Source organism: Bacillus infantis (assembly GCF_050107595.1).
GTDB classification, from domain to species: Bacteria; Bacillota; Bacilli; order Bacillales; family Cytobacillaceae; genus Bacillus_AB; species Bacillus_AB infantis_C.
In genome coordinates, this window is sequence record NZ_JBNILH010000009.1 from 37,248 (window position 1) to 63,323 (window position 26,076).

The following is a 26,076-nucleotide window of genomic DNA, read 5'->3' on the forward strand; positions in this document are numbered from 1 at the left end:
GGGGGAATTTGGCGGATGCTTGCTATGTTTAAGCATTTTAAGGGGAAAGATTGGCTGCTTGTCCTGTGCAGCCTTGTATTTATCATTATCCAGGTCTGGCTTGATTTAAAGCTGCCTGAATATATGCATGAAATCACCATGCTGGTCCAGACTGAAGGCAGCAGTATGGGCGATGTCCTTATTCAGGGCGGCTACATGCTATTATGTGCCATCTGCAGTATGGCTGCTGCCATGATTGTCGGCTTTTTTGCCGCTCAGGTGGCTGCCGGGTTTGCCGTACGCTTGCGCGGAATGGTGTTTGAAAAAACAATGTCGTTCTCGATGGAGGAAATAAATGGGTTTTCAACTCCAAGTCTGATTACCCGTTCGACCAATGACATAACACAAATCCAGCTGCTGATTGCTGTTGGATTACAGGCGATTGTCAAGGCGCCGATACTGGCTGTATGGGCAATTTTAAAAATCATGGGCAAGAGCTGGCAGTGGACAGCAGCGACCGGGATTGCTGTTGCCGTACTTATGGTGATGCTCGCTGTCATCATTGTCATTGCCCTCCCTAAATTCAAAGTGATCCAGACTTTAACAGACAACCTGAATCGCGTGACAAGGGAAAACCTCACTGGAATCCGGGTAGTCAGGGCCTATAATGCTGAAGAATTCCAGGAAGATAAGTTTGAAAAGGCAAACAGCGAGCTGACGAGGACCAATCTTTTTACAGGCAGGACCATGGCGATCATGATGCCGGTTATGACATTGATCATGTCGGGAATCAATCTTGCCATCTATTGGATCGGTGCCTTTATCATCAACAATGCTGCATTGCCGGACAAACTGACCCTTTTTTCTGATATGGTCGTGTTCTCTTCTTACAGCATGCAGGTCATAATGGCATTCATGATGCTTTCGATTATCTTTGTGATGCTGCCGCGAGCGACGGTATCCGCAAAGAGGATCAATGAGGTGCTGCAAACAGATTCCAAGATCCTTGACGGCAGCTTAAGAGGGATTGATGCAAAAACTGCAGGGGAGATTGAATTCCGGAATGTAAGCTTCAAATACCCTGATGCGGCAGATTATATCCTGCAGAATATCAGCTTCACTGCCCATAAAGGGGAGACTGTCGCTTTTATCGGATCAACAGGCAGCGGAAAAAGCACCTTGCTCAACCTGATTCCCCGCTTTTATGATGCCACAGATGGCGAGGTGCTGGTTGACGGCATCAATGTTAAGGAATACAGGCAGGAAGATCTCCGCGATAAGCTTGGCTATGTTTCGCAAAAGGCTGTATTGTTCAGCGGCACAGTATCGGAGAATATCGCTTACGGCACCGGCAGGATAGAACCTGAAGAGAAGATAGAAAGAGCGGCAGAAATAGCGCAGGCCTCTGAATTTGTTGAAAAGCTGGAAGACCGGTACAAAGGCGCGATTTCCCAGGGAGGAACCAATCTTTCAGGCGGCCAGAAGCAAAGGCTGTCCATTGCCAGGGCTATATATAAGCAACCGGAAATTTATCTGTTTGATGATTCCTTCTCGGCACTTGATTATAAAACTGACAGGCGGCTGCGGTCACTTTTGAAAAAAGAAACCAGTGACAGCACAACCCTGATTGTTGCCCAGCGCATTGGAACCATTAAAGATGCAGACCGCATTGTAGTGCTGGATCAAGGAAAGGTTGCCGGCATCGGTACGCATGAAGGATTGCTGGACAGCTGCAGCGTGTATCAGGAGATTGCCTATTCTCAGCTGTCAAAGGAGGAACTGGAAATTGGCTAATAAAAAATCTAACCGCAAAAGGGCAGGGCAAAAAGGCGGACCCGATGCTATGGGCCCCGCAGGCGGGCAAAAGCCTAAGAATTTCAAAAAGACCATTAAGAAGCTGGTTTCTTATTGCAGGGCCTATCTGCCGTTTATTGTGACTGCTCTTGTTCTTGCAATGGCTGCATCTATCTTCAGTATCATCGGTCCGGACCTTCTCAGCAGGATCACTGACCTGATTGCAGAAGGGCTGATGGCGAAAATCGATTTGGATGAAGTAGTAAGTATTGCTTCCATCCTCGCCTTTTTATACGGATTGGGTTTTCTGTTCAATTATATTCAAGGATTCATCATGGCAACAGTCACCCAGCGGGTATCCAAGAACTTAAGGAGCGATTTATCCTCCAAAATGAACCGGATGCCATTGAAATACTTTGATTCAGGCAGTACCGGAGATGTGCTAAGCCGCGTGACAAATGACGTCGACCTGATCGGGCAGACAATGAATCAGAGCTTAAGTACATTGGTATCAGCCATAACGATGTTCCTCGGCTCGCTCGTCATGATGTTCTATACTAACTGGATCATGGCTGTATCTGCCATTCTGTCAACATTAGTCGGTTTTGTGTTTATGAGTTTCTTAATATCCAAGTCTCAAAAATACTTTGCCCAGCAGCAGGCAGAGCTGGGAAGGCTTAACGGCCATATTGAAGAAACATATTCAGGCCACAGCGTTGTAAAGGTATATAACGGAGAGGCGGAAGCAAAGGCAGCCTTCCATAAAATCAATACAAGGCTTTATGAAAGCGCCTGGAAATCACAGTTCCTTTCAGGACTTATGATGCCGATTATGATGTTTGTCGGAAATTTCGGGTATGTCGTAGTATGTGTTGTCGGCGCAGTGCTTGCGGTAAATGGCTCAATTACATTCGGCGTAATCGTCGCGTTCATGATCTATATCAGACTGTTCACCCAGCCGCTTTCCCAGCTTGCACAGGCAGCGGCAAATCTGCAGGCGACAGCCGCTGCAAGTGAGCGTGTTTTTGATTTTCTGGCTGAAGATGAGCTGGAAAATGAAGATAATAAGAAAACTGTTCTCACTGATGTCATAGGGGAAGTTGAATTTAAGAATGTCCGCTTCGGCTACAGTGAAGATAAAATGATTATTCATGATTTTTCTGCTCTCGCAAAAGCAGGGCAGAAAGTGGCGATTGTCGGACCGACAGGAGCAGGAAAAACAACCATCATCAATCTGCTGATGCGCTTTTATGAAGTAAATGGGGGAGAAATTCTGATTGATGGCATGCCTAGCAAAGAACTAAGCCGCGAAAAACTGCGCAGCCTGTTCTGCATGGTGCTTCAGGATACATGGCTGTTTGAGGGGACAATCCGTGAAAACATCGTCTATTCCAGAAAAGGGGTAAGTGATCAGGAGGTAGTGGAAGCAGCCAAAGCCGTTGGCCTGCATCATTTTATCCAGACGCTGCCTATGGGCTATGATACCATCCTCGATGATAAGGCAAATCTTTCAGCAGGACAGAAGCAGTTAATTACGATAGCACGGGCCATGGTAAAAGATGCACCGCTCCTGATTCTGGATGAAGCAACAAGCTCTGTCGACACACGGACAGAAGTACTGATCCAGGAGGCAATGGATAAGCTGACAGCAGGCAAAACGTCATTTGTCATCGCCCACAGGCTATCCACCATCAAAAATGCCGACCTGATTCTCGTCATGAAAGACGGCGACATTATCGAAAGCGGAAATCACGAAGAACTGCTGGGGCAGAATGGTTTTTATGCTGATTTGTATAATAGCCAGTTTGAGGATGCTTCTTAAGCAGTAGAATAGGTATAATTGAATTGGTACATTGAGTGTTATTTGCTTTTTTGGTAATAGATCTCCGGATTTAACCTTAAGAAATTCAAGTTTGGGTTTACAGATTGGAAAGCTGGAGCCATTATTTTAAGAGAAAGCCGGAATAGTGGTTCCAGAAGGAAGAGCTGGAGCCATTATTTTAAGAGAAAGCCGGAATAGTGGTTCCAGAAGGAAGAGCTGGAGCCATTATTTTAGGAAAAAGCCGGAGTAGTGGCTCCAGAAGGAAGAGCTGGAGCCATTATTTTAGGAAAAAGCCAGAATAGTGGTTCCAGAAGGAAGAGCTGGAGCCATTATTTTAGGAAAAAGCCAGAATAGTGGCTCCAGAAGGAAGAGCTGGAGCCATTATTTTAGGAAAAAGCCAGAATAGTGGTTCCAGAAGAGAGAGCTGGAGCCATTATTTTAAGAGAAATCCGGAATAGTGGTTGAAGAAGAGAGAGCTGGATAGCTAGAACCACTATTCTGGCTTAATATAATCATTAAATTACCCGAAAGCCAAATAATGACCGAAAATGAATTAACGAAAAAAACACCTATAAAAAACTAACAAAATCCCGGCACTCATGCCGGGATTTTTCAATTAATCTGCAATGTTAATTGTGACCGGTTCCATTTCTTTCTCCATTAATTGTTTGCCTGAGCCTTTGGAATAGCTGATCTTCGGTACGAAGGTGAGTGTTTCTGCCTTGGCGTCGAGTGAATAAATACTTGTTGTCCAGTCGAATGAAACACCATTGTCATGGCTGACACCGCCGTTGCCTTGAATCTTATATTCATTCCCAAGATTATCTTTTACATCTGACATTTCGACAGTCACAAAAGGATACTCATCCAGCGTTGATTTTTCCACTATAAAGCCATAAGTGAGAACTGCTCCCAAATCAGTTTTTTTCAAAGAATTAAAGCTTAGGGTGATATCATCGTGCTTAACCGTTCCGGACAGTTTTTGTACATTACCATTAAGCTGTTCGAGCGTGAACTTAAATTTCCAATCACCTTTGAACTGCTCGTTAGTCGCCCTATTTTCAAATATTTTCGGCTCCCACTTCACCAGTATTTCGTCCGGATTGTTATCGCTGAAATGAGGGGTTACTTCTTCAATGCCGGCATAGGTTGTGCTGTTAATTTTTTCAATGGTGCCTGTCCCACCCATGCCAGTAGCATCTTTTACATCTAACCATCCTTCCGAACGAGGTGTTGCACCAAGGTCTTTGTCCGTTTGGATAGCGTACGTAAGGATGATATTAGTACCGTCATATACAGCATCCTCAATCATGATATCGATACCATTGCTTGATTGAACCTGATTGATGACGGTGGCCAAATCGCTGTAGCTCCCCGGCAGTTCTTCATCCGAAAAGTAGGAAAGGATACTTTGGAGAAATGGGACTTGGTTTGCGACAGCTGGTACGGATACCAGGCTGGCTGAAACAACCGCTGTTCCGAGAATCGCTGCTGCGGCCATATGTGCTGGTTTAAATCTCTTTCTAGGACTGTTCTTTGAGAGTATATAAGTTCGCATCGCCGCCTTCTGCTTATCGGACAATGGTTCTGGTTCAATTTCTTCCATATTAATATTCAATAGCTGTTTTACATCTTTTTTCAAAGGAATCTCTCCTTCAGCTTAGGATTTTTTGCGAGTTTTTTTTTGCCCCGATACAGGCGGTTATCTACAGCGGCGACAGACAGGCCGAGCGATTCGGCGATTTCTGAGGCTGAGAGGTTCAGATAGTACTTTTGAATAAATATATCCCTGTCCAATTCAGGGAGGGTGCTAAGGGCAAGGAGCATAGTGTTTCGCTCTTCTTTTCTTACCAATTGCGTCTGGACATCCTGCTGTCCCGGGTATTCATAGATCATATGATCATCCTGCTCCCGCACTCCCTGCCGTTCAAGCTGCCGGAAAAGGTCAATGCTTTTATATTTGGCAAGCATGCCGATCCATTTTTTGAAATCCTCCGGTTTTCCTTCAAATCTGCCCGCCTGCTCCCAAACCGCCAGGAAAACATCGTTCAAGCATTCCTGGATTGCGCCGTTTCCATAAGCCGATAATGCTTTCCGGCAGATTGCGTGAACAAGGGGCGAATATTCATCAATGATATATTCCAGGGCATCTTCATTTTTTTTCTGCAGCCGCTTGATAAAATTCCGATCATTACATTTCATCTATATTCTCCTTTTATTTTTAGAAAAAGCTTTTTCATTAACTATATCGGAATCCGGAAAAGAAAACTCTCAGCTTTTCTAATTTTTTTGTTTTCATTCAAATCGTAATAGCTGCACGTATTATAAAGGGAATATTTTCAAAAAATGAAACCTATCCAATCTGCCATTCGTAAATATAGGAAACCACTGGAAAGGAGCTGCAAAAATGGACCGGATGATTTTTTTATGGATCCTGGGCATATATCTGCTGCTATCGTTCATTCTCGCTCCAGTGCAATATGGATATATAAAAGAACTGAAAAAAATGGATCAGGAGCGAAAAGCACAAGGAAAAGCCCAGGATGAGTTTTATGAAAGCATGACCTTTGAAAATCAGCAGCTGCACTATAATGCCCAAGGGTTCCTCTTCTGGGGAGCAAACCTGATAGCTTCTTTATTTTACAAAATCAAAAAAGGATAAGAATGGGAAGGGCTGCCAAAATCGGCCGCCCTTTTTTTCTGACAGACCCGCAATCCCTAGACCCGGAAGCCCGCTTTGAACTATAATTTTATTATTCTGAAAAGACAGGAGAATACATATGCATACTAAATCGCTCCAGGAATCATACAGCCTGGCTAAATACCCGCTCGCAGGCCATGGCAAGCGGAATGTAGAGGATTGAAAAAGGCTTTCGAACATATCAGCGGCGAAATTGAGAGTGAAATGTACGGCAAGGGGAAGGTAATCGAGGACTTCCAGGAAAAAATGGCAAAGCTGCTCGGAAAGGAGGCTGCTGTTTTTTTTCCAAGCGGTACAATGGCACAGCAGATTGCTCTGCGCATCTGGTGCGACGAAATGGGGATTGCGAAGGTGGCTTACCATCCTTTAAGCCATCTTGAAATCCATGAAGAAGACGGGTTGAAAAAGCTGCACCATATTGAAACTGTTCTGCTCGCAGACAAAACAAGGGTGATTGAACTTGAGGATGTCACTGGCATGGAAGAGGATGTTGCCTGCCTGCTGCTTGAATTGCCCCAGCGGGAGATCGGCGGACAGCTTCCTGATTATGAGACATTGGAGAGGATATCGGCCTATTGCCGGGAAAAAGGGATCAAGCTGCAGCTTGATGGTGCCAGATTATTGGAAGTGCTTCCGTTTTATGAAAAAACAGCCGCAGAAGTGTGTTCACTGTTTGATAGTGTTTATATCTCACTTTATAAAGGGATCGGCGGGATTGCCGGCGCCATTCTTGCTGGCGGCAGAGAGTTCACCGAAAAATCAAAGATATGGAAACGCCGCCATGGAGGCGATTTGATCAGTCTTTATCCTTACATACTTTCTGCAGACTATTATTTCGACAGGCGTTCAGAAAAAATGGCAGATTATTATCAGGAAGCTAAGGAGCTTGCAGAAATGTTTAACAGCAGCCAAGGTGTTTATACTTTGCCGACAATACCAGTATCCAATATGTTTCATGTCTATTTCCAGCATCGGAAGGAGGAAATCGAGCCGATTCTGACGGAAGTCCAGGAAGAAACAGGCGTAGGGTTCACTGGTAACTTAAGAGATAAAGAGGGTTATGCATGCTATTTTGAGCTCAGCATTGGCGATATGTATAGAGAGGTGCCAAAAAAACAGTTGGAGAAGGCCTTCCAGCTTCTTAATGAGAAGATGGCCAATGTGTTTGCCTGAGTTAGTAAAACCTTGCTGAGAGGAGATTAGAGATGACCGAAGAACAAATTTGTCCTCAGTGCTGTTCAGCAGAAAGTGCAACTGGCGAGTTTAAAGGCTATCGGCCAATTATTAAGAAAAAAACCGTCCTGAAATATTCAGAGGCGGTGCTATTTTTTGTGCGAAATACGGTTATATACATTCTTTCAAAGTAAGAAATCCTGAGAAGATAATTTAAATCAAGGGGAGATTTGGTTTGGTACAGAGCGCTAAAGCAATATTCTCAATTAGGGAAGCTAAGATAGAAGATGCTAAGAGCCTTTCAGATTTGAGAGTGAAGATCGACGGCGAAACGGAAAACATGGACAGGGAGAGCGGTGAAAATTTCATCGATGAAAAAGGATTTGAGAGAGTCATTGTAAATGACAGCAAACAGAAGAACCATCTTTTCCTGGTAGCTGAAGCGGATGGCAAACTTGTCGGATTTTCCCGCTGCGAGGGCTCCAATTTAAGAAGAACGTCCCATAAGGTGGAGTTCGGAGTATGCGTTCTTAAAGAATATTGGGGAAATGGGATCGGCAAACAGCTTCTGATTGATTCCATTAGATGGGCAGAAGGAGCTGCTATTAAAAAAATCACCCTTCAGGTTCTTGAAACGAATGAAAATGCCATCCAGCTTTATAAAAGATATGGCTTTGAAATCGAGGGTTTATTGAGGAAGGATAAGCTGCTGTCTGACGGTAAATATTATAGCACGGCGGTTATGGGCAAAATCTTGTAAATTTCGCTGGAAAGTAGATGTATCGGTTATGAAGGTACCAGGTACGATTTTCCTGGCTTTAGCGTGGGGTCCGCCTCATGGTGGTCATACAAGCAGGATGTTTTTACAGCCAGCTGCACAGCATCCATGCAGTCGTCGTACTATATTATTTTCTTCTTTATACGTTCATGATAAATGGAACAGCATACAGAAGAATGAAAAAGTAACAGCTGTCAGCATTTTAATAGAGGAGAATAAAAGATGATACCCATCATTCGAAAAATGACCCCCCGCGATATTGAACAGGTACAGAACGTAGCAAAGACCAGCTGGCACACCACCTATGAAGGCATCATTCCAAGGGAAGTGCAGGCCCAATTCCTGGCTGCAGCTTACAGCAGTGAAAGAATGCTGCAAAGGATTGAGCGATCCCATCTTTTTGTTGCTGAGGAAGAAGGGCAGATTATTGGCTTTGCCAACTTTTCACCTGTAAACAAGGATGGCCAGGCAGAATTAGGAGCGATCTATCTGTATCCTGAAGCACAGGGCAAAGGGATTGGAACCTCTCTCCTCAACAAAGGTATAGAGGAATTGACTGGTGTGAAAGAGATTTATATAAATGTAGAAAAAGATAATGAGCTTGGCAGGAATTTTTATCTGGCAAAAGGGTTCGAGCATATCGAAGATTTTGAGGAGGAGTTTGAAGGCCATTTATTAGTGACGATCCGCATGGTTTTGCGTCCAGGTAATTAAAGCCTTCAAGCCTCAGCCCTGTAATCCCAAAAAACGTATAGAGGGAGGAGTCCATATGGATCGCTTTGATTTTAGCCTGAATAATAAGCTTGTCATGGCCTGGCTGCTGATCATGCTGCCGGTTATAGCAGTGGCAGTCATATTGTTTTGGGTCGTCCCGGCAGAATTCCATTTTGTTCCCCACTTGCTGCTTATAGCAGCGACTTGCGGATTTTTTTTCTATTCTCTGCTCAGAAAAAAAAGAAAGTGACCGTTTATATGTGAAAATGTTGACTGAAAGGGGAAGGACCGTCAACCTTTCCTTTTTAATACCCGGACCGCCTGGGCTTAAATGGGTAAAGACGGGTATATATAAAGACAAAGGAGAATCTATGAAAACATACATATATATGGTGAGGCATGGAGAGTCCCCCAAAGAAAATGAAAATGAAAGGTCAAGAGGGCTGACTGAAAAAGGAAAAAGAGATTCAAAAAAGGTGTGTGAGTGCCTTCTGGATGAAGGCGTTGAGGTGTTTGCATCAAGTCCATATCGCCGTGCGGTTATGACAATGGAGCGGGCCGCAGCAAGGCTTAATAAAGACATCCATGTTTTTGAGGATCTGAAGGAAAGAATGTTCTTGCCGGATGAAGCTATTATAAGTAAAGAGAATCTGCTGCCGCTGCTGGAACGGTCTTTTTCCGACCCTGATTACACTTTTCCGGGAGGGGAGTCTAACAGAGCTTGTCAAGATAGGGCATTAAGAGTACTGCTTAGTCTGATTAAAACAAATCAGGGCAGGAAAATTGCCATAGGTACGCATGGGGCGGTTATGACTCTTATGATGGGTAAGTTTAACAGAGATTATGGATTGGCATTTTTACTAAGTTCCTCAAAGCCTGATTTATATAAATTGGAATTTGATGGCATCAAACTTTCAAGTGTGACAAGGCTTTGGCATGACTAGTATCGAGTTACCAAATGCCTCCGTCAGAAATTAGAAGGCCCGGTGCCAGGCTGACGGCTTGCCAGTGAATCTTTCAGTATTTCTTCGTACAGCGAATTCCAGCCTTTATACCATAGACAGGCTTTTTCAGGATCTATGAGCATCCTCTCTGCAGATTCATATTTCCCTTCAAAAGGGTGGAGCTTCTCTACTTCCATGATGTAGATAATCTGGAATCCTATCTTGGGATAAGGGCTGCTTTCGTTCCAAAGCGGATTTTCCTCATGGCTGACGGTGATATATCCCAGAAGGGTGCAATTTCCTTCTATATAGCCCTCCTCCCAGGCTTCCCGCTTGCAGCATTCTTCCGCTGTCTCATTTTCTTCCAAATGACCCCCAGGGAAATCCCATCCACGTTCATTCAGATTAACAAGCAGTAATTGATCATTATAGAAACAAAAGCTATGGATGCTCGTAATCCTATTTAATGGCGGCAATGAACTGCTTAGAGTCCAGGATAGCTTAATCCTCGCATCTCCCCAATATACAATTTCATCAGACATGATAATTCCTCCTTTTTCTTTTATTATACGATGGATATGTTTGGAAAAACTATTTTTCGCCTGTCAAGTTTCTAACCACTTGTTCTGCCGGGTCAAACCAGCCACAGTCTTCTTGATTTGTCTGGTGTCGAATTCATTGACACCCGAATCGCCCATGAACTGCTTAGGACAGTTAAAGCGATTAAGATAACAGGCACAGCGGTAAAGCTGACGGGAATCCGGCCGGAAATTGCCCAGACCTTTGTGAAACTGCGTGTGAATTTAAACGACATACAAGTTTTTTTCAAGCCTTCATCAGGTATTGTAGACAAGGAGCAGGAGAAAGGAGAGGCAGAGACTGCTTCTCTTTTTTTCGCGAAAAATGAATCTTTTCTCTCAGCATTTCGTCTATTATACTGAATACATATACTTATCTGGGATTTTAAGTAATTCATAACAGAAAAAAGGCTATTCTTGGAATGAAGAAATGGGGGAACAGGTTTATCAGGAACACAAGATGGTATCCAGCAGTCATTTTTTTGATCTGGATGGTTTCATTCAGTCTATTTGATGTGATCAGGGGAGATAGCATTGATTGGCAGAGGAACGTTAGTATAGCAATATGTGTGACTGGAGCCCGGCTATTTTTCACATGGGCATTTACAGATAAAAAGATTGATAGCTAGGTGGTATGTACATAAAGGTCAAAGGTTTTTTTAAGCGTAAATCTGTTGGAAGAGGTGATTGGATTGAATACAATTTTTAAAAATATCATACAAACAAAGGAAGAATTTGAAGAGTTCCGTCCTGTCGTCGGTTCTCCAAGTGAGAGGGCCCAAAGCAAGGTGATACCGATAGTCGATGAACATTGCCGGGAGTTCATCCGAATGTCGCCGTTTCTGACGATGGCCACCTCCAATCGCGCCGGAGAATGTGATGTTTCCCCAAGGGGGGATATGCCGGGGTTTGTGTCCGTTTTGGATGAGACACATTTGTTCATCCCGGAAAGGCCCGGCAATAAAAGGCTGGACTCTGTCCAAAATATATTGGAAAATCCCCATGTTGGACTGGTCTTTTTCATTCCAGGACTGGGAGAGACCTTAAGGATCAATGGAAAAGCATTTATCGTCCGTGATTCTGAGCTTCTGGAAGAGAGTGCTGTAAACGGGAAGCTGCCTTTATTCGGCATCGGGGTGCAAGTGAAGGAATGCTATACCCATTGTGCCAAAGCTTTTATCAGATCAGGGCTGTGGAAGCCGGACACATGGGCAGATAAAGAGGATCTGCCATCTGCAGCTAAAATGATCGTCGCTCATACAAAGATACCGAATGTCTCGGCTGAGCAGGTTGAACGGGAGCTGCATGAAGGCTATGTGCAGCGGCTTTATTGATTTCGGTGAGATTTTCTTATGAATATAGGAGCGGGCATCATACTGCTGTTCATAGCTGCTGGACTCCTGATAACAGGATGTTTGATTATTAAGCAGAACAATAAGGCTGCTGCAGTATTATTGGCTGGGAGCATTATCATTCTTGGTATTTGTGTGCTTTTATTGTCAGGGGTTTTTGATCCTTATAGCAATCATATACACTAGACGGGTGAAATTGTAACTGTCTGGATGAGGGCTGCTTTGCAGCTCTTTTTTTATTGAGATAACAAAAACTAAATGGGAACTTTTTGCACCCTGCATTCCTCTAATTAACAAACAGACAGCAGGAAGGGGCCGGGGGAAGCGTGTGATTAAAGCGATAAAGGATTCGATTATGCTGAAAAAAATCAAGGAAAAGGATATTGATGCTGTCTTAAGCTGGTTTGAGGCACGAAAATCGAAGTTTTACAAAATCGGCTGGGCTTATTTAAAGAATCATCATGATGTGGAGGATGTATTCCATAATACGATCCTTAAGGTCCATGACCATATTGATAAACTGAAGCAGGACCGTTATTTTGAAACATGGGTCACTTCTATTTTCATTAATGAGTGCAGGGACCTTTTCAGGAGGAATAAGCGCAGGCAGCAGGAAGCTGCTATAAAAGAAAATGAGGCCGGACAGCATCCCTCTGACAGGCTGGAAGTGCTGGATGCACTGGAGCAGGTAGATGAGAAATTCAGGGAGCCAATTCTGCTGAAATATATACAAGGATTCTCTCAGGAAGAAATCGCAGGCATTCTCGGGCTTCCGCTTGGCACTGTTAAAAGCCGTATTTATAGAGGATTGCTGATTCTTCGCAAAGAATATGGAGGTGCTGGCAGCCATGACATGCAGTGAAATACAAAACTTGATGCTGGATAGCCTGGAAGGACGACTGCAGCCTGAAGACGAGATAAAATTGATTGAGCACCTGGAAAACTGCAGAAAATGTGAAGATGAAATGATACAGCTCCAGGAAATAACGGCAGCATTGGCCGTAAGATCACAAGAAAATGAAATGCCGGAAGATTTTATGCTGAATGTGGGAAAGAGGGTCCGGCAGACAGAATCGAAAAAGAAAGGCAAAGCCGGCAGGATCGGCGGTTTGGCGGCTGCTGTCTGCCTTACCTTATTTGCCGGTACCGCAGCTGCCAAAGGCGGATTTACTGCATTTAAAGATTGGTGGCAGAATCTCAGTACCGAGGAGAGCGAGCAGGAGCAGCAATACATCCAGTCCGGACTTGGCGAGAAGCTGGATCTGGAAGCAGAAAGCAGCGGGATCAAAGTCAGGATAACAAGTGTGGCGGCTGATGATATCCAGACACTGATTTATTATGAGGTAGAAAATTTGAAGAGTGAAGATCTTTTTATGCTTGATTATGATGGAATTGAAGTCTTGAATGCTGATAAGTATTGGAGCGATCAGGATGAACCATTATTTTCGCCCATCAGAAGCCAGATGAACCTTTATTCCGATAAACAAAATACCTTCAGAGGGAAACTGGCAGTGGCGCCAATGGACCATCCAGAAGGAAACATTGAACTGAAGATCCTGCAGCTGGAGAAATTTAGTGAAGCGTCAGAACAGGATGAGGAACGTGATACTTTGAAAGGTGAATGGTCATTTGAGGTTCCGGTGGTGAAACACCCCAGCATAGAATATCCTTTGTCTGCCGAAACAGAGGCGGACGGAAATCCAATCATCTTTGAGAAGCTCGTCATTGCTCCGACAGCGACCAAGCTTACCTACAGATATCAAAACATTCATAGTGATAAAACCCTTGATTATATTGCAATCGACAGTATCGAAACAGAGAATGGCCTTGTCAGCAGCCAGCTGTTCGGCCCTGGGGGCGGCTCATCAGGCAATGGGTGGAATACAGTAACATCTTCCTTCGATTCTATATACGGGGAAAAGCCAAAGCATATTAAAATACATCTTGGTGCTTTGCAATATTCAGTAGAAGAACCAAAAAGCATTGATCTAAAGGGAAAGAATCTTCCTATCAAGGCTGAGTATAAAGGAAACCGACTCTCAATCGAAAGTATAAAACCCGGCAAAACAGCTAAAGTAGTTATAAATGAGGAATTGCCCGAAAACCGTGCATATGAAAAACTGCGATTCTCAATTGCTGCCAAGGGCAGGACCTCATCAGGCAGCAATTCGGACGGTTATTTTATCGACAAAGACGGCCAAAGATACAAGGCGGATGAATACTTTATGCGTACAGCAGAACTAAAAGAACCGAGACTTTATACAACAAAGCATACTATTAAAATAAGTGGAGATGGCAGCCGGGAAGTGATTCCTGAGCGTCTGGAGATTGAGGGCTTCAGCTATACCACTTTCAGCAGCAAAAACATAAAGATTGAACTGGATGGAAAAGCAGGGCACTGACCCTGCTTTTGTTTTACATTTTATTACTATTTTAAAGGTTATTTTTAATTCAAGTCGAAGATAAAAAGAGGAGAAGAACAAATATGGAGGTAAAAATGGAGATTAGGGAGGCAAGATTTGAAGATATTCCGGAGCTGTCTGATTTAATGGTACAGCTCGGCTACCCCACAACCATTAAAAGTATGGAAAAGCGGTTCAAGAAGATTCATCCGCTTGCTGATCATTATACATTAGCTGCAGTATCGGAAGACAAATTAATGGGAATGATCGACTTTCATACAGGCTATTTATACACATCTGACAGCTTGTATGCCCGTGTGACTGCGCTGGTAACACACTGTGATTTCCGAGGGCTGGGCATAGGAAAAATGCTCCTGGCTAAGATGGAGGAAATGGCCGTCAGTCTAGGCGCAGAAAGCATAGTGCTGAACAGCGGCAACCGCGAAGAACGTGAAATAGCACATCAGTTTTATACAAGCGCAGGTTATGCGGCCAAAAGCACAGGCTTTGTCAAAGGCTTATAAAAGAATAGGAGAATCCATGGACGATATCCAAAAATATATTGACCGGTTTCATATAAATGCAGAGCAAATCAGCGATGTTCCAGAATCATTTAGTTCAACAGTATACAAGCTAGTGCTTCAGGGAGGGCAAACGGTATATTTGAAAATCCCCTTTTCTAGAGACAAGCTGGAAAGGGAACTGGAAATGCTCCAAAGATTGAGAGGATATGTCCCGGTGCCGGCAGTTCTTGATCAATGGGAAGGGGATGGAGATATTTCAGGTGCACTGCTGCTTGAAGGAATTGAAGGCGAACCTTGCACCCGGGGAATGAACACGGAGCTTGCCTTCCAGATCGGCAGGCATCATGCAAAGCTTCATAATGCCCCGGTGCCTAAGGAATATCTCTGCTTTGATCCGAAGGCATGGCGAGAAATGGTCAAGGAGAAATTCGAACATTTCGGACTTCATGCCTCCAAGGTGCTTCCTGAGAGTCTGCTTGAAATGTCTCAAAAGCATTTTTATAAGAGTTTTCAGGAGCTGCCCGTCCCTGATGGCCCATGCATCATCCACATGGATTTCAGGCCTGGAAATATCCTTGTGAAAGAAAATAAAGTGGCGGGTATAATAGATTTTGAAAGTGCCCGTGCCGGATCTCCTGAAATGGATTTTTCAAAGATAAACCGTGATGTTTGGGAACGGCATGAAGGTGCAAGGGAGGCTTATATAAAAGGCTATGAAACCATTAGGCCGATGATTGATCTCGACAGCATCCTTCCTTTTTACAAGTTTTTCGATGCATTTTGTTCTGTCGGCTGGGGGCAGAAGAGGGGAGCTGAAAAGCATAGGAAATTTATCAGAGAGAATGAGGTGCTGCTTTCCTCGCTGCTTTGAATGCTTACCTCTTTCTGCAGCTCTTTTTATACCTGAAAAGCCTGCTGAAAGGAGGTCTAATGATGTATACCAGTGGACGTCCTGTTTATTTTATCCGCTCTATTTTTTGTATAACATTATTGGGAATTACCGGAATATATCTTCTTATTAGACTGGGCATGATTATTATTTCGGCTGCAGGCTTCGCCCTTATCGGACAAGAAGGGCAGGATTTGCAGATGGCAACATTGGTTCCCGACTTTTTGATGGTCTTTGTGTTCAAACTGGCTTCGGGAATATATTTTAAGAACAAAAGCATACCTGGGATGGCTGCGGTGTTCCTGCTGCTCATCATTCTTGTTTCCATACTGCCAAGGCTTATGCTGGCAGAAAATTATACAATCATTGAGAGTACTGATTTTGCTGTCACCGGATTTAGCTATGAAATTCCACAGAAAGAATATGATGGCGTGGCCGTAAAGGTATATAGAAGGGTTTTGCCATATGTTTATCAGGAGGGAAAAGAATTCAGGGATGACTCAATACTCGCTGAAAAGAGCCAGAGGGAATTTATTTTTATGTCATATGAAGTGGAAGAGGGAAATACACTGATAATTGGCGAGTTAAAGATCCCGCTGGAGTACTATGGAAAAGGAGGAGAATCATGATTTGGTTTCTATTTATTTTTATTTTCCTTGTCCTTGGATTTGCCTTTTTGATCGACTGGCGGAGGAAGAAGATCAATAATAATCCCCCGAATATCACCCATCCTCATGCCAAGCCTGGCGATGATTCAAATTATATGATGGGAGATAATAGGGATCATGGCGGCTCTAACACTTAATAAGTTATAATTGAAAGCCTGTGCAATACAGGACAGCGGCGGCATTGCGGACAAATGGTTCGCTATAGGCCACTGCCGCTGTTAAAGAAGGGCGCAGCTTTCAGTATATGCTCAGCTTGGAATTAATCGATTCTAATTCTGGATGATTCCAAATTTCTTTAAGGCAAATTCTATGCCATCCTCACTGGATTTACGGGTGACAAAATCAGCCGTTGCTTTCAGCTCATCAGTTCCATTCCCCATCGCTATCCCTAGTCCGGCCAGTTCAAGCATATCAATATCATTATTTCCATCCCCGAAAGCAATCATCTCTGATGGCTCAATTTCAAAGAATTCCAGCACTTTCATAATGGCCAAAGACTTGGATACTTCCTTTTGGAGCACATTTGCTATAAAAGGATGCCATCTTTGAAAAGAAAGATGGGGAAAAGCATGGATGTATTTTTCCATCATTTCCTCGTTTGCGTACAGGCACATCAAAAAAACTTCCTGTTCATGGATATCAGCATAAAATGGAGGGTAATCGGTGAAGGCAAGTGTTTCCTTCAATATCTGCAGAATTTCTTCACTCTGAACACCGTTTGTGCTGAATTCTTCAGTGAAAAAGGATAATCCATGACCTTTAGCTTTAGAAAAAGCTGCTACATCACGGATAACCTGCGGATCAAGCGTTACCTTATGGATGACCTGATTACGGTGCTTAACATAACCTCCGTTTGCAGTCACAAATGTATCAATGCCAAGCTCCTCGATCTCCCTGCACAAGGATAAGGGCCTGCCGGTGGCAGCAGCAATCTTGATCCCTTGCTCTTTCAGCTTAATGATCGTCTCCTTCGTCTGATCTGAAATACTGCCATCTTCATGATGGGTAATCGTCCCATCCACATCAAAAAATACTATTTTATAGCTCATAAGAACCTCCGGCGGCAATTGTTTTCAGTATATTAGTTTTAAATAGGAATGACCCGAGATATTATCGCGATCACTATTAAGATGTTTTTATAAAATATTATAACATCTTCAACAACTCTGCTCTCAAGGTAAAAGGTTGATTTTTCAGAAATTTATTCTGATATTGAAACCAAATGGATACCATCTTCGTAAAATTGAGATGAGAAAGGGGGAAACAACTTGAAATATATTCTTATAGGAATTGCAATAGCCATCCTTGGTATAGTAGCTTCTCTATTAACAGGGGTACTTGAATATGCCCATTTGGTGACCGGAGCTATAGGCCTGCTGTTCTGGGGAATCTCCGTCCTTATATCAGGCATCCTAATGGGACCCCATCGGTTTAAAGCTGATTTGCATGTGGAAGAACCGCCAGAGCAGAGAAGAAAGCGCAGAAGAACAGCGGCTGCCTCTATTTTAATCGGACTCCCGAATATTGCGGCAGCCCTGCTTCTTTATATAGCCAGATGAAAAGGACCTTTGGTGAAGGTCCTTTTCACTTTCCTGGGATATATTTTCATTTCCATGCAGTTCCTCTTATTGTTTCTGCCCATTTTTCTCTACATAATCCAAAATTCGTTCAAGCTGTCCATCCTGTCCATAGATGATATCATTCCTTGTTTTTTCTATCATTACATCTGGTTCAATGTATGGGAGATGGCTTTTTTCTGGATTGGGCCTGAAATACTCTTTGTGTGAGATCACCAAGTCAAATTTGCTGTATGGAAGGCTCAAGGTAATAATATCGCCAAAGCCTTCCGGTTTTCCACCCGAAGGCTCGCCGATGACTTCAGCCAATTGGTTATCCTGAAACATAACTGCAAATTGAGCAGCAGAGCTGAACGTTCCGCTATCTGAGACAATATAAACCTTTCCAGGGAAAATGGGAGCCTCCTGAAAATTCTCAACTTTGCTTGTTGGTATGTTATGCATACCCTTTATCCGTCTATAGCCATATCTATTTGCCGCATCTGTTGAGTACTTCGTTAGATAGCCTATACTTTGAATGGCTGCAGCGGGAAGATGTTTGAGAAAACTATTTGTCACTGCAGTCTCTCCACCGTCATTACCCCTTAGGTCAATAACGATATTACCTATCCCTTTTTCAACTGTTTCCTGAAAAAAAGAGTCTACTGCAGACTGGTAGCCAAATGTATCTAAGCATGTGTCCAGATTGAAATAGGCTATATTCCTATCTTGCAGGATCTCCCAGTTGAACCATTCTTTTGAGTGGCCAGATGTACCGGGATTGTTATCTAATAATTTTACAGCAGCCTTAAGCAGTTTCCCATCTCGTTCAATAGTTGTTTTGATTGTATCGTCCTTTTCTGTGATTGATAACCCTTTAAGAAAGATTTCGTAATGAAACAGAACTAAGCTGGTCTTTTTCTCCCAATATTCATTTTCCGCAGAAATCAACTTGCTTAACATTTCAGTCAATTCTTCAGGAGAACGCCCGCCCATTTTTACGATAAGATCCCCAGGCTTCAGGGACGAATCAAAACTTTTGGTGACAATCAGTCCTTCTTTCACCCATTCCAAGGCTGCCGGGAAGGTTTTTGATTTCTCCAGCATTTCAGGAGAAGGAAACACAATAGTATGCGCGTCCTTCAGTTTGCTTGTAAACGCCATGAGTACCTGGGCAAATTCTCCGGCAGTCAAAGGCCTCCCAAGCTTTTTCTCAGTTTCTCTTACAGCCTTTTCCCAATTATCTATATTCCGTTTGGGATCAGGATGGATCTCAAGGATTTTTGTTTTCATGAACTCAAAATCTTTTTTCATAACGGCAGGAGAAAGCAGGTCTCCTGGTTCAAGCTTATTTATTTTCTTGATCTCATCCTCTGTTAATGCGGCTTGAGGCTTCCATTCACAACCTGATAAAAGTACTAAAAAAATCATAAACAGCATTATGTGATTTTTCATTGTACACCTGCCTGCTAATTATTCTATTCTTTCATACTAACTTAAAAAGTAAGTATTTAACAATTGGGAAAATAACTGTAAAATTAGTATCGTACATTCAGAAGGGGAGATCAGATGTTTAAGGAACTCGAGACAGAAAGGTTAACGCTCAGGGAGATTTTGGTGGAAGATGCTGCAAGCCTGTTTGCTAATTTTTCGAGAAGTGATGTTGTGCGCCACTACGGACAGGATGCATTCCAGCGGGTGGAACAGGCGGAAGAAATGATCCGTTTTTTCCAAAAGATCTTCAACGAAAAAAGAGGAGTCCGCTGGGGCATCGAAATAAAAGGAACTAATCAGCTGATTGGCACCATTGGATATAACGCTTGGATCCCAAAGCACCATCGCGCTGAAATAGGCTATGAGCTCCACCCTGGCTATTGGGGGAAAGGGTATGCTTCAGAAGCGGCCGAAAAGGTAATTGCTTATGGTTTTGAAACAATGGATCTGTACAGGATTGGGGCGGTCGTTTTCCTGGAGAACGATGCTTCAAATAAGCTCCTTTCGAGGCTGGGCTTTGAAAAGGAAGGTGTGCTGAGGGGGTATATGTATCAGGAAGGAAAGCCAAATGATACATATCTTTATTCTCTCTTAAAAGAAAAGCGGTAATCATATAATAGAAATATATACGATGATAGAAAATTCTGCTATTATAAGGATTCCAGTAAATATTTGGACCATTTTGTTAAAGGAGGCGTTCATTATGCAAAAGAAGGCAATAAGACAGCATAACAGCACAGAGGGGATTGCGGCTTTTTAACAAATAGTCCAGCATATCCCCTTATGATGAAAGGGGATAATAAATGATTATATTAGAAGAAATTAATGAGGAGAATTGGTATGAATGCTGCCAGCTGAAACTAGCCAGTGATCAGGAGGCTTATATGGAGCCTAATGCAATATCGACCCTGCTGTCTCATTATGAACAGACCTTAAGAGCATATGCAATCTTATATGATGGAAAAATGGCTGGCTTTTTGATGTACAATACTGTTCCGGAAGAATTGGATTCTTTCTGGATATACAGGATTATGATTGATTCCAGCATGCAAGGGCAAGGAATCGGTAAAGCAGCCACGCTCCTGATGAACGAGAAAATAGCGCAGCTGCCAGATGCCAAAAAGGTAGCTGTGGGCTATCATCCTGACAATCTGGCTGCACATAACTTGTATGCAAGCCTTGGATTTATTGATAAGGGAGACAGATTCGGCAGAGAGATGGCTGTTGTAAAGGAACTTTAAGATAGGAGGCCTTTGTGGGCTTCCTTTTTTTATAGGAAGTAAGAAGAAGTGTAATTATTGCAGAAGGGGAAATATCAATCAATTCCGGTATACTTTTGACTTATGAAAGAACTATTACGGTAGAAGAGGTGCGGGTGATGTTTATATCTGTTTACTAATAAAGGGTGAAGAAACTGTTAAACTTATTCATGAAACGAACTTTACATCAAGGAGTGTTCGAAAGTGAAGAAAAAGAAGAAAAAGAAGCCACTAATGCTATTATATATACTGGCCGCTATTATGGCAGGCTGTTCAGCTGAAGAAGTTTTGTCAGTCGGGAAACCTTTTAATGAGAATGGAGCAGAAGGAGTCCGGTTTCATTCTGATGTAAGAGATCCGGTGCATATCCGGCAGGTTCGTTCTTTATTGGATGAATTGACAGAGGAAAAGTCAGCTGGAGAGCCGCAACGGGCAGCGGATACTGCTTTTGTTTTAAAGCGGCCCAAAGAGGGAGTTGCCGAATCATTTGCATATATATGGTATACAGAGGACGATACAGCAATTCTTAAAGAAGGGGAACTTTATCTTCTTGCCGATAAGGAACAGACAGAAAAATTGAAGAAACTGCTGGGTGAACAATAAGATATATGTACATTTGTTTCTCATTATTAAAGTAAAAGAAGTCAGGCTGACAATTGTGAAGAAAACAATTGAGCTTTTTATTATGTTCACAAATAATTATCGTTTCGTTGTGGGTCTAAGATGAAAATAACAAGAACTGAGCCCATTTCCTAGTTTAATCACAATTCAAAATTAAGATTACCTTTACTGCTGGGGATGATTTTTTTTTATTTTGTCTTCTTGTTTCACTTTCCTGGATTGCTGATTTTTATAAGAATAGTGTGTAGTGTCCGAACCTTTAATAAAGCGGCGCACTTCGTCCTTTGTCAGCCCTAAGTGTCTGGCTTTTAGAATCAGCATTCTCCATTCAGGATCAATTTGTACTTTTTCCTCCATTCTAAAGCCCCCTATAAATTTACTTCTTATTGTTGATTAGTCCGTAAAGGAAGAGATCCACTGTTTCCTCTGCCAATATATCGGGTGTTTTCTTTCCTGTAAAAATTTGCGTGACTGCCAGCCTTTCAATGGCACCCACAAGGCTGACCGCTGCCAGTTCCATGTTTGCCTCTTCCCTGAAATAGCCTGCTCTTTGCTCGGAAAGAAGGTTATCGTGGATTTGGGCAGCCATTTGTGATTTTATGCTATCTGCATCGGGGTTAATATAAAAACCGATCTTGGCAAGCATCTGATTTTCATGGAAAAAGCTAAAAATCTCATATAATCCTGATTTAATTCTTATTGGAAGCTGTGGCAATTCTACACCTGGCTCTATTCGGCTCGCATCTGTTAAATATGAGAGCCTGTGCTGAAATGCCATGATCAACTCGTGAAAAATCGCTTCTTTGCTTGGAAAATACAGATAAAATGAAGGCTGGGTCAAACCTGCCTTTTTAACAATGCTGCTGATCTTGGCATCGTGAAATCCCTTCTCAGCAAACTCCTCAGCTGCAATATTCAAAAGCAGAATCCTGCTGTTTTCTCCGATGGAACCTTTCTTGCGTCCTCGATTAGCCATTGTTCTATCTCCTGCAGATTATATTACTTTTAAGTATTATTTATAATATACCATAAATAGTAAATGTATTATGAAAATTTAACCATTTATTAAAGAATAATTTAACTTTGCTGTGAAACAATAAGCAAAAGGGGTGACGACTATGAAAACAAAGGACAATTTTCTTGAAGGAGCCAAAGTCACAAATGACGGCCAGACATTTGGTTCGAAAAACAGTAAAGGCATTCATGCAACAGGAAATTCACCGAATGACAATGTGAAGAAAAAGTAAATGAAAAAGCCGGGAATATGAATCCCGGCTTTTTATAAGCTTTTGAAGCACTTACCCTACATTTGTAAAATCAGCAAAATTCCACCTAAAAATTTATGGATTCTACTTAAAAACATAAAAAATTAATGATTCTACATATATTACATATATTTACAAAAATACTCTCATTTAAAGGTTTCCTTGCTAGTTTATCGCTACCAGAAAAGGGAATGTATTAGTACGGATACATAGTGAAGAGCTGCACAAGCTAAGCAGCAAGCTATCTTATGTATTGAGTCTATTTATATAAAAGGAGTGCTGAACAATGTCAAACCCTGAAAATCCGCTTAAACAATTCTTTAATGGAGACTTCCCGAAGCAGTATCAGGAGCCGCCTGGAGTCCAGAACGAGATGAAGGATCCTCAGCCCGACTGCGGTGAGAAGAGCTATAAAGGAACTGGGCGCCTGAAAGGAAGGAAAGCGCTGGTGACAGGCGGTGATTCCGGGATTGGACGTGCTGCAGCCATTGCATACGCCCGAGAAGGCGCCGATGTGGCAATTAATTATCTGCCAGAGGAGCAGAAAGATGCTGAAGAGGTAAAAGAGCTGATTGAAGCTGAAGGCCGCAAAGCTGTTCTGATCCCTGGTGATTTGAGCGATGAGTCATTTTGCAGGGACATGGTCGGACAGGCCAAATCAGAATTGGGAGGCCTTGATGTTCTTGCACTTGTTGCCGGCAAGCAGCAGGCAGTAGAAAATATTGAAGACCTTTCGAGTGAACAGCTCCGCAAAACATTTGAGATCAATGTATTCTCCCTTTACTGGACCGTTCAGGCGGCACTTCCGCATCTGCCTGAAGGAGCTTCTATCATCACAACTTCTTCTGTACAGGGATATAATCCGAGTCCGAACCTGCTGGATTATGCCGCAACAAAGTTTGCCATTAACGGTTTTACGCGCGGACTGGCTAAACAGGTAGCGTCAAAAGGAATTCGTGTAAATTCTGTGGCACCAGGGCCAATCTGGACGCCGCTGCAGATTTCCGGAGGACAGCCTCAGGAAGTCATCCCGACTTTTGGCCAGGATACACCGCTTAAGCGTGCTGGACAGCCGGTCGAACTATCAAGCGTATACGTGTTCCTTGCTTCTGAAGAATCCAGCTATGTGACCGCCCAGGTTTATGGTGTCACTGGAGGCATTGAGCTAGCTTAATTTAGAAACCCAACCAGCCACTCAGGCAGGTTGGGTTTTTGATTGCAGGATTTTTAAAGAGAATCCTTAATGACATAAACTCTCTGCAGCAGCGGCGAGATTGCATATCCTAAAAATACTCCAAGCAGGTTAAGGATTAGATCATCAATATCAAGACTGCCGCGTCTGCTCAGGAATTGGGATACTTCAATTGCCGATATAGACACAATCGGAATAACCAATAGAGTACAGATAGATTTCTTTTTCACAAGGAGAATCAAGAACAGCCCATATGGAATGAACAATATGATGTTCGCAGCTAAATTATAAAATGCAACCAGAAAGTCCACCCGTCCGGCAAAATAAAATTCAATCGTACTGAATGGAATTAAGTTATAGTTTGCATAAGCATTATCGCCCGGCCTGAAAAAAAGCAGTACGAGGAGGGAAGCGCTATATAAAGTAAAACCGAGCTGGACAAGATATTTTTTCAATGGCAGCTTTTCACCGCGGAACAGCAGACCTGCTGTAATCGTGGAGCTGGTAATACAGGCCCATACGACAATTAAAGCGAGCGGATGCAGATATTTGATAAGGTTGCCTATAAAGGGAAGGGATAGGAGAAAGAAAAGCTGTGCAGCGGCTGCACTGCGGACAATGGTACAGGACATAAAGAGATTCACCTTTTTTAATATTTTTTCAGATAATAGAATCATACACTCTTAAAATGGACAGAACAAATGAAAAATGCCCATGTACTGTGCCAGGCACAGCGAATGGGCATTAAAGAATATATACAACTATTCTGCTGCATCCGCCTCTCTCATGATTTCTGCATAAAAGGCGATCGCATTCAGATAGTTTTCAATTGAAATGTGCTCATCTGTTCCGTGCATCCGGTTCAAGTCTTCTGAGGTGATGTGGACAGGCAGGAAACGGTATGTGTTTTTGGAGACAGAGTCATAATGTTTTGCGTCAGAACCGGCGAACATCAGATATGGAGCAATAATGGCATCTTTGTAGACATTCCTTGCTGCCTGCTGCACTGTCTTGAACTGCCAGCTGTCAATGCTGGAAACCTTTGATGCTTCGCTGCCAGTGACGGTGACCTTAATAGCTTCATCCTCGATGGTGTCTTCTATGAAAGACTGGATGTAATCAAGTGTGTCACCAGGCATGACCCTCAGGTTAATGATTGCTTCTGCCTTCTCAGGCAGGGCATTATATTGTTCCCCTGCCTGAAAAATGGTCGGCGCTATCGTGGTGCGAATTAGGGCGGCTGATGCAGGCTGCTGCAGGAGAATCCTCTCAATGACAGGTTCAAAGATCATTTTGTTGGCAAAAACGTATTTCATCGGAAAACTCATTTCCGGTGCGGTGTAATCAAATAGATCCTCTCCAGGGCCTCTCAGATCGCCCTTGAATTGTTTATCCTCAAGCTTTGCTATCGCGCTCGATATGCGACCGATATTAGTATGGTCTTTCGGCTGCGAGGAATGTCCTCCGCTGCCTTCAATCGATAGGACGGCAGTGGCCGAGCCTTTCTCAGAAATTCCTACGACTCCGACAGGCTGGCTGGTGCCTGGTACCATCCCATCCACGATAGCACCGCCTTCGTCAAGGACAAATTCAAACTCAATACCCCGGTCTTTCATAGTTTCAGCAATGGCTAAGGCCCCTTCGTCTCCGCCGATTTCTTCATCGAATCCGAACATTAAATAGATATCCCTTTCAGGCTGATAGTCTTCAGATAGGAGGTGCTCGACCGCTTCAAGAATGCTGATGACCCCGATTTTATCATCCAGGGTTCCGCGCCCCCATATTTTCTTTCCTTCCACCTTCCCGCTGAAAGGGCCTTGTTCCCAATTATTTTCCGTTCCTGAAAGGACTGGAACCACATCATAATGGCTCGTCAGGCCGATTGGATTTTTCCCGGTATTTCCTTTCCATCTGTACACGAGCGCATAAGAATTTATTTTTTCAAGCTCCAGCTTCTCATGGACGAGCGGATAGCTTTGTTCCAGAAAAGAAATGAATCTGTCAAATTCCTTCCAGTCAAATTTGCTTCTGTCCTGGTAAGAAACCGTTTTGTATGTAACTGCTTCTGATAGATGCCCGACAGCAAGATTCTCATTGATTACCAGGGATGCTTCTTTAGGTTCGGGCTGCCGGGAATGGACCATCAATGTATTCAAACCGGTTACAGCCAAAAACAGCAGAAGCAAACCTCCGAAGATCAATAGAATGATTCTCCATTTACTCAATATATTTCCCCCTTAGTTTTTCGTCTGCTTTTATTATAAAGTAGTTAGTTGAATTTTCGGAAAAGTATTTGTGCGGTTACATTCCAGTAAAGTACTCTATATACGGGGGGGGGAGCTGTTTACTTTCTATGAAAAAAGGAAAAAAG

General features: G+C 43.0%; 32 protein-coding genes and 1 pseudogene. 24 read left to right on the forward strand and 9 right to left on the reverse strand.

All coding sequences use genetic code 11. The features are described from left to right. Positions 1 to 15 precede the first annotated feature (15 nt). The gene (locus ACQCVH_RS18160; protein ID WP_426837014.1) at positions 16 to 1,773 is read left to right on the forward strand and encodes an ABC transporter ATP-binding protein; all 1,758 of its coding nucleotides are present in this window, start codon (positions 16 to 18) and stop codon (positions 1,771 to 1,773) included. A gap of 49 nt (positions 1,774 to 1,822) precedes the next feature. After that, positions 1,823 to 3,595 carry an ABC transporter ATP-binding protein gene (locus ACQCVH_RS18165; RefSeq protein ID WP_426837191.1) on the forward strand — a complete coding sequence of 591 codons (1,773 nt, stop codon included), beginning with the start codon at positions 1,823 to 1,825 and terminating at the stop codon, positions 3,593 to 3,595. 616 nt (positions 3,596 to 4,211) lie between these two features. Here the strand turns inward: ACQCVH_RS18165 and ACQCVH_RS18170 are convergent. Together ACQCVH_RS18170 and ACQCVH_RS18175 are read right to left on the reverse strand one after the other, a co-directional pair. Next, positions 4,212 to 5,237: a DUF4179 domain-containing protein gene (locus ACQCVH_RS18170; RefSeq protein WP_426837015.1), complete on the reverse strand. Its 1,026-nt coding sequence runs from the start codon at positions 5,235 to 5,237 to the stop codon at positions 4,212 to 4,214. Continuing rightward, complete coding sequence (locus ACQCVH_RS18175; protein WP_426837016.1) at positions 5,234 to 5,797, reverse strand: sigma-70 family RNA polymerase sigma factor; 564 nt, start codon at positions 5,795 to 5,797, stop codon at positions 5,234 to 5,236. The genes ACQCVH_RS18170 and ACQCVH_RS18175 overlap by 4 nt, the downstream gene beginning before the upstream one ends. A gap of 205 nt (positions 5,798 to 6,002) precedes the next feature. On the opposite strand from ACQCVH_RS18175, the gene ACQCVH_RS18180 reads away from it, so the two are divergent. From ACQCVH_RS18180 to ACQCVH_RS18215, 8 genes and pseudogenes are all read left to right on the forward strand, one after another. Next, the gene (locus tag ACQCVH_RS18180; RefSeq protein ID WP_426837017.1) at positions 6,003 to 6,257 is read left to right on the forward strand and encodes a DUF3949 domain-containing protein; all 255 of its coding nucleotides are present in this window, start codon (positions 6,003 to 6,005) and stop codon (positions 6,255 to 6,257) included. A 118-nt stretch (positions 6,258 to 6,375) separates the two neighbouring features. Next, positions 6,376 to 7,469: pseudogene (locus ACQCVH_RS18185) on the forward strand (threonine aldolase family protein). A 32-nt stretch (positions 7,470 to 7,501) separates the two neighbouring features. Next, positions 7,502 to 7,663 carry a hypothetical protein gene (locus ACQCVH_RS18190; RefSeq protein WP_426837018.1) on the forward strand — a complete coding sequence of 54 codons (162 nt, stop codon included), beginning with the start codon at positions 7,502 to 7,504 and terminating at the stop codon, positions 7,661 to 7,663. A 41-nt stretch (positions 7,664 to 7,704) separates the two neighbouring features. Next, positions 7,705 to 8,229: a GNAT family N-acetyltransferase gene (locus ACQCVH_RS18195; protein ID WP_426837019.1), complete on the forward strand. Its 525-nt coding sequence runs from the start codon at positions 7,705 to 7,707 to the stop codon at positions 8,227 to 8,229. Between the two features lie 77 nt (positions 8,230 to 8,306). Continuing rightward, positions 8,307 to 8,435 (forward strand): hypothetical protein, encoded by a 129-nt coding sequence (locus ACQCVH_RS18200; RefSeq protein ID WP_426837020.1) that lies wholly within the window; start codon positions 8,307 to 8,309, stop codon positions 8,433 to 8,435. A 34-nt stretch (positions 8,436 to 8,469) separates the two neighbouring features. Next, positions 8,470 to 8,961 carry a GNAT family N-acetyltransferase gene (locus ACQCVH_RS18205; protein WP_426837021.1) on the forward strand — a complete coding sequence of 164 codons (492 nt, stop codon included), beginning with the start codon at positions 8,470 to 8,472 and terminating at the stop codon, positions 8,959 to 8,961. Between the two features lie 55 nt (positions 8,962 to 9,016). Continuing rightward, positions 9,017 to 9,211 (forward strand): hypothetical protein, encoded by a 195-nt coding sequence (locus ACQCVH_RS18210; RefSeq protein WP_426837022.1) that lies wholly within the window; start codon positions 9,017 to 9,019, stop codon positions 9,209 to 9,211. A 121-nt stretch (positions 9,212 to 9,332) separates the two neighbouring features. Next, positions 9,333 to 9,905, forward strand: coding sequence for a histidine phosphatase family protein (locus tag ACQCVH_RS18215; RefSeq protein WP_426837023.1), 573 nt, complete (start codon positions 9,333 to 9,335; stop codon positions 9,903 to 9,905). 23 nt (positions 9,906 to 9,928) lie between these two features. Here ACQCVH_RS18215 and ACQCVH_RS18220 read toward each other — a convergent pair whose 3' ends face one another. Next, positions 9,929 to 10,447 carry an NUDIX domain-containing protein gene (locus ACQCVH_RS18220; protein WP_426837024.1) on the reverse strand — a complete coding sequence of 173 codons (519 nt, stop codon included), beginning with the start codon at positions 10,445 to 10,447 and terminating at the stop codon, positions 9,929 to 9,931. An 84-nt stretch (positions 10,448 to 10,531) separates the two neighbouring features. Between ACQCVH_RS18220 and ACQCVH_RS18225 the strand changes: the two genes are divergently transcribed. The 8 genes from ACQCVH_RS18225 to ACQCVH_RS18260 all read left to right on the forward strand — a co-directional run bounded on the left by ACQCVH_RS18225 (position 10,532) and on the right by ACQCVH_RS18260 (position 16,455). After that, positions 10,532 to 10,846 carry an STAS domain-containing protein gene (locus ACQCVH_RS18225; RefSeq protein WP_426837192.1) on the forward strand — a complete coding sequence of 105 codons (315 nt, stop codon included), beginning with the start codon at positions 10,532 to 10,534 and terminating at the stop codon, positions 10,844 to 10,846. Positions 10,847 to 11,169: 323 nt separating this feature from the next. Beyond that, complete coding sequence (locus ACQCVH_RS18230) at positions 11,170 to 11,817, forward strand: pyridoxamine 5'-phosphate oxidase family protein (protein WP_426837193.1); 648 nt, start codon at positions 11,170 to 11,172, stop codon at positions 11,815 to 11,817. 346 nt (positions 11,818 to 12,163) lie between these two features. Then, a complete protein-coding gene (locus tag ACQCVH_RS18235) occupies positions 12,164 to 12,697 on the forward strand; it encodes an RNA polymerase sigma factor (protein ID WP_426837025.1) in 534 nt (177 codons plus the stop codon). After that, positions 12,684 to 14,237: a DUF5643 domain-containing protein gene (locus ACQCVH_RS18240; RefSeq protein ID WP_426837026.1), complete on the forward strand. Its 1,554-nt coding sequence runs from the start codon at positions 12,684 to 12,686 to the stop codon at positions 14,235 to 14,237. The genes ACQCVH_RS18235 and ACQCVH_RS18240 overlap by 14 nt, the downstream gene beginning before the upstream one ends. Before the next feature lie 83 nt (positions 14,238 to 14,320). Then, positions 14,321 to 14,761, forward strand: a complete 441-nt coding sequence (locus tag ACQCVH_RS18245) for a GNAT family N-acetyltransferase (RefSeq protein WP_426837027.1) — start codon at positions 14,321 to 14,323, stop codon at positions 14,759 to 14,761. A 16-nt stretch (positions 14,762 to 14,777) separates the two neighbouring features. Further along, positions 14,778 to 15,632: a phosphotransferase family protein gene (locus ACQCVH_RS18250; protein WP_426837028.1), complete on the forward strand. Its 855-nt coding sequence runs from the start codon at positions 14,778 to 14,780 to the stop codon at positions 15,630 to 15,632. 59 nt (positions 15,633 to 15,691) lie between these two features. Continuing rightward, a complete protein-coding gene (locus tag ACQCVH_RS18255; protein ID WP_426837029.1) occupies positions 15,692 to 16,279 on the forward strand; it encodes a hypothetical protein in 588 nt (195 codons plus the stop codon). Further along, positions 16,276 to 16,455, forward strand: a complete 180-nt coding sequence (locus ACQCVH_RS18260) for a hypothetical protein (RefSeq protein WP_224897552.1) — start codon at positions 16,276 to 16,278, stop codon at positions 16,453 to 16,455. Before ACQCVH_RS18255 ends, ACQCVH_RS18260 begins: the two co-directional genes overlap by 4 nt. Positions 16,456 to 16,587: 132 nt before the next feature. Here ACQCVH_RS18260 and ACQCVH_RS18265 read toward each other — a convergent pair whose 3' ends face one another. Beyond that, positions 16,588 to 17,367: a Cof-type HAD-IIB family hydrolase gene (locus ACQCVH_RS18265; RefSeq protein WP_426837030.1), complete on the reverse strand. Its 780-nt coding sequence runs from the start codon at positions 17,365 to 17,367 to the stop codon at positions 16,588 to 16,590. A 219-nt stretch (positions 17,368 to 17,586) separates the two neighbouring features. Between ACQCVH_RS18265 and ACQCVH_RS18270 the strand changes: the two genes are divergently transcribed. Continuing rightward, positions 17,587 to 17,877, forward strand: coding sequence for a DUF5316 family protein (locus ACQCVH_RS18270; protein WP_426837032.1), 291 nt, complete (start codon positions 17,587 to 17,589; stop codon positions 17,875 to 17,877). Positions 17,878 to 17,943: 66 nt separating this feature from the next. Here the strand turns inward: ACQCVH_RS18270 and ACQCVH_RS18275 are convergent, their stop codons facing one another. Then, positions 17,944 to 19,329, reverse strand: coding sequence for a S41 family peptidase (locus ACQCVH_RS18275; RefSeq protein ID WP_426837034.1), 1,386 nt, complete (start codon positions 19,327 to 19,329; stop codon positions 17,944 to 17,946). Positions 19,330 to 19,443: 114 nt separating this feature from the next. On the opposite strand from ACQCVH_RS18275, the gene ACQCVH_RS18280 reads away from it, so the two are divergent. From ACQCVH_RS18280 to ACQCVH_RS18290, 3 genes are all read left to right on the forward strand, one after another. Beyond that, on the forward strand, positions 19,444 to 19,977 hold the full coding sequence (locus tag ACQCVH_RS18280; RefSeq protein WP_426837035.1) for a GNAT family N-acetyltransferase: 534 nt from the start codon (positions 19,444 to 19,446) through the stop codon (positions 19,975 to 19,977). Between the two features lie 194 nt (positions 19,978 to 20,171). Further along, positions 20,172 to 20,609: a GNAT family N-acetyltransferase gene (locus tag ACQCVH_RS18285; protein ID WP_426837036.1), complete on the forward strand. Its 438-nt coding sequence runs from the start codon at positions 20,172 to 20,174 to the stop codon at positions 20,607 to 20,609. Positions 20,610 to 20,831: 222 nt separating this feature from the next. Beyond that, a complete protein-coding gene (locus tag ACQCVH_RS18290; RefSeq protein ID WP_426837037.1) occupies positions 20,832 to 21,230 on the forward strand; it encodes a hypothetical protein in 399 nt (132 codons plus the stop codon). A gap of 183 nt (positions 21,231 to 21,413) precedes the next feature. On the opposite strand, the gene ACQCVH_RS18295 is transcribed toward ACQCVH_RS18290, so the two are convergent. Both ACQCVH_RS18295 and ACQCVH_RS18300 read right to left on the reverse strand, forming a co-directional pair. Further along, the gene (locus tag ACQCVH_RS18295; RefSeq protein WP_426837038.1) at positions 21,414 to 21,605 is read right to left on the reverse strand and encodes an anti-repressor SinI family protein; all 192 of its coding nucleotides are present in this window, start codon (positions 21,603 to 21,605) and stop codon (positions 21,414 to 21,416) included. A gap of 19 nt (positions 21,606 to 21,624) precedes the next feature. Further along, a complete protein-coding gene (locus ACQCVH_RS18300) occupies positions 21,625 to 22,224 on the reverse strand; it encodes a TetR/AcrR family transcriptional regulator (protein WP_426837039.1) in 600 nt (199 codons plus the stop codon). A gap of 142 nt (positions 22,225 to 22,366) precedes the next feature. On the opposite strand from ACQCVH_RS18300, the gene ACQCVH_RS18305 reads away from it, so the two are divergent. Together ACQCVH_RS18305 and ACQCVH_RS18310 are read left to right on the forward strand one after the other, a co-directional pair. Beyond that, positions 22,367 to 22,495 carry a hypothetical protein gene (locus tag ACQCVH_RS18305; protein ID WP_426837040.1) on the forward strand — a complete coding sequence of 43 codons (129 nt, stop codon included), beginning with the start codon at positions 22,367 to 22,369 and terminating at the stop codon, positions 22,493 to 22,495. Between the two features lie 304 nt (positions 22,496 to 22,799). Further along, positions 22,800 to 23,687: an SDR family oxidoreductase gene (locus tag ACQCVH_RS18310; RefSeq protein ID WP_426837041.1), complete on the forward strand. Its 888-nt coding sequence runs from the start codon at positions 22,800 to 22,802 to the stop codon at positions 23,685 to 23,687. A gap of 53 nt (positions 23,688 to 23,740) precedes the next feature. Here the strand turns inward: ACQCVH_RS18310 and ACQCVH_RS18315 are convergent, their stop codons facing one another. Next, positions 23,741 to 24,337, reverse strand: a complete 597-nt coding sequence (locus ACQCVH_RS18315) for a VanZ family protein (RefSeq protein WP_426837042.1) — start codon at positions 24,335 to 24,337, stop codon at positions 23,741 to 23,743. 129 nt (positions 24,338 to 24,466) lie between these two features. Further along, positions 24,467 to 25,930 (reverse strand): M20 family peptidase, encoded by a 1,464-nt coding sequence (locus ACQCVH_RS18320; RefSeq protein WP_426837043.1) that lies wholly within the window; start codon positions 25,928 to 25,930, stop codon positions 24,467 to 24,469. Positions 25,931 to 26,076: the final 146 nt, after the last annotated feature.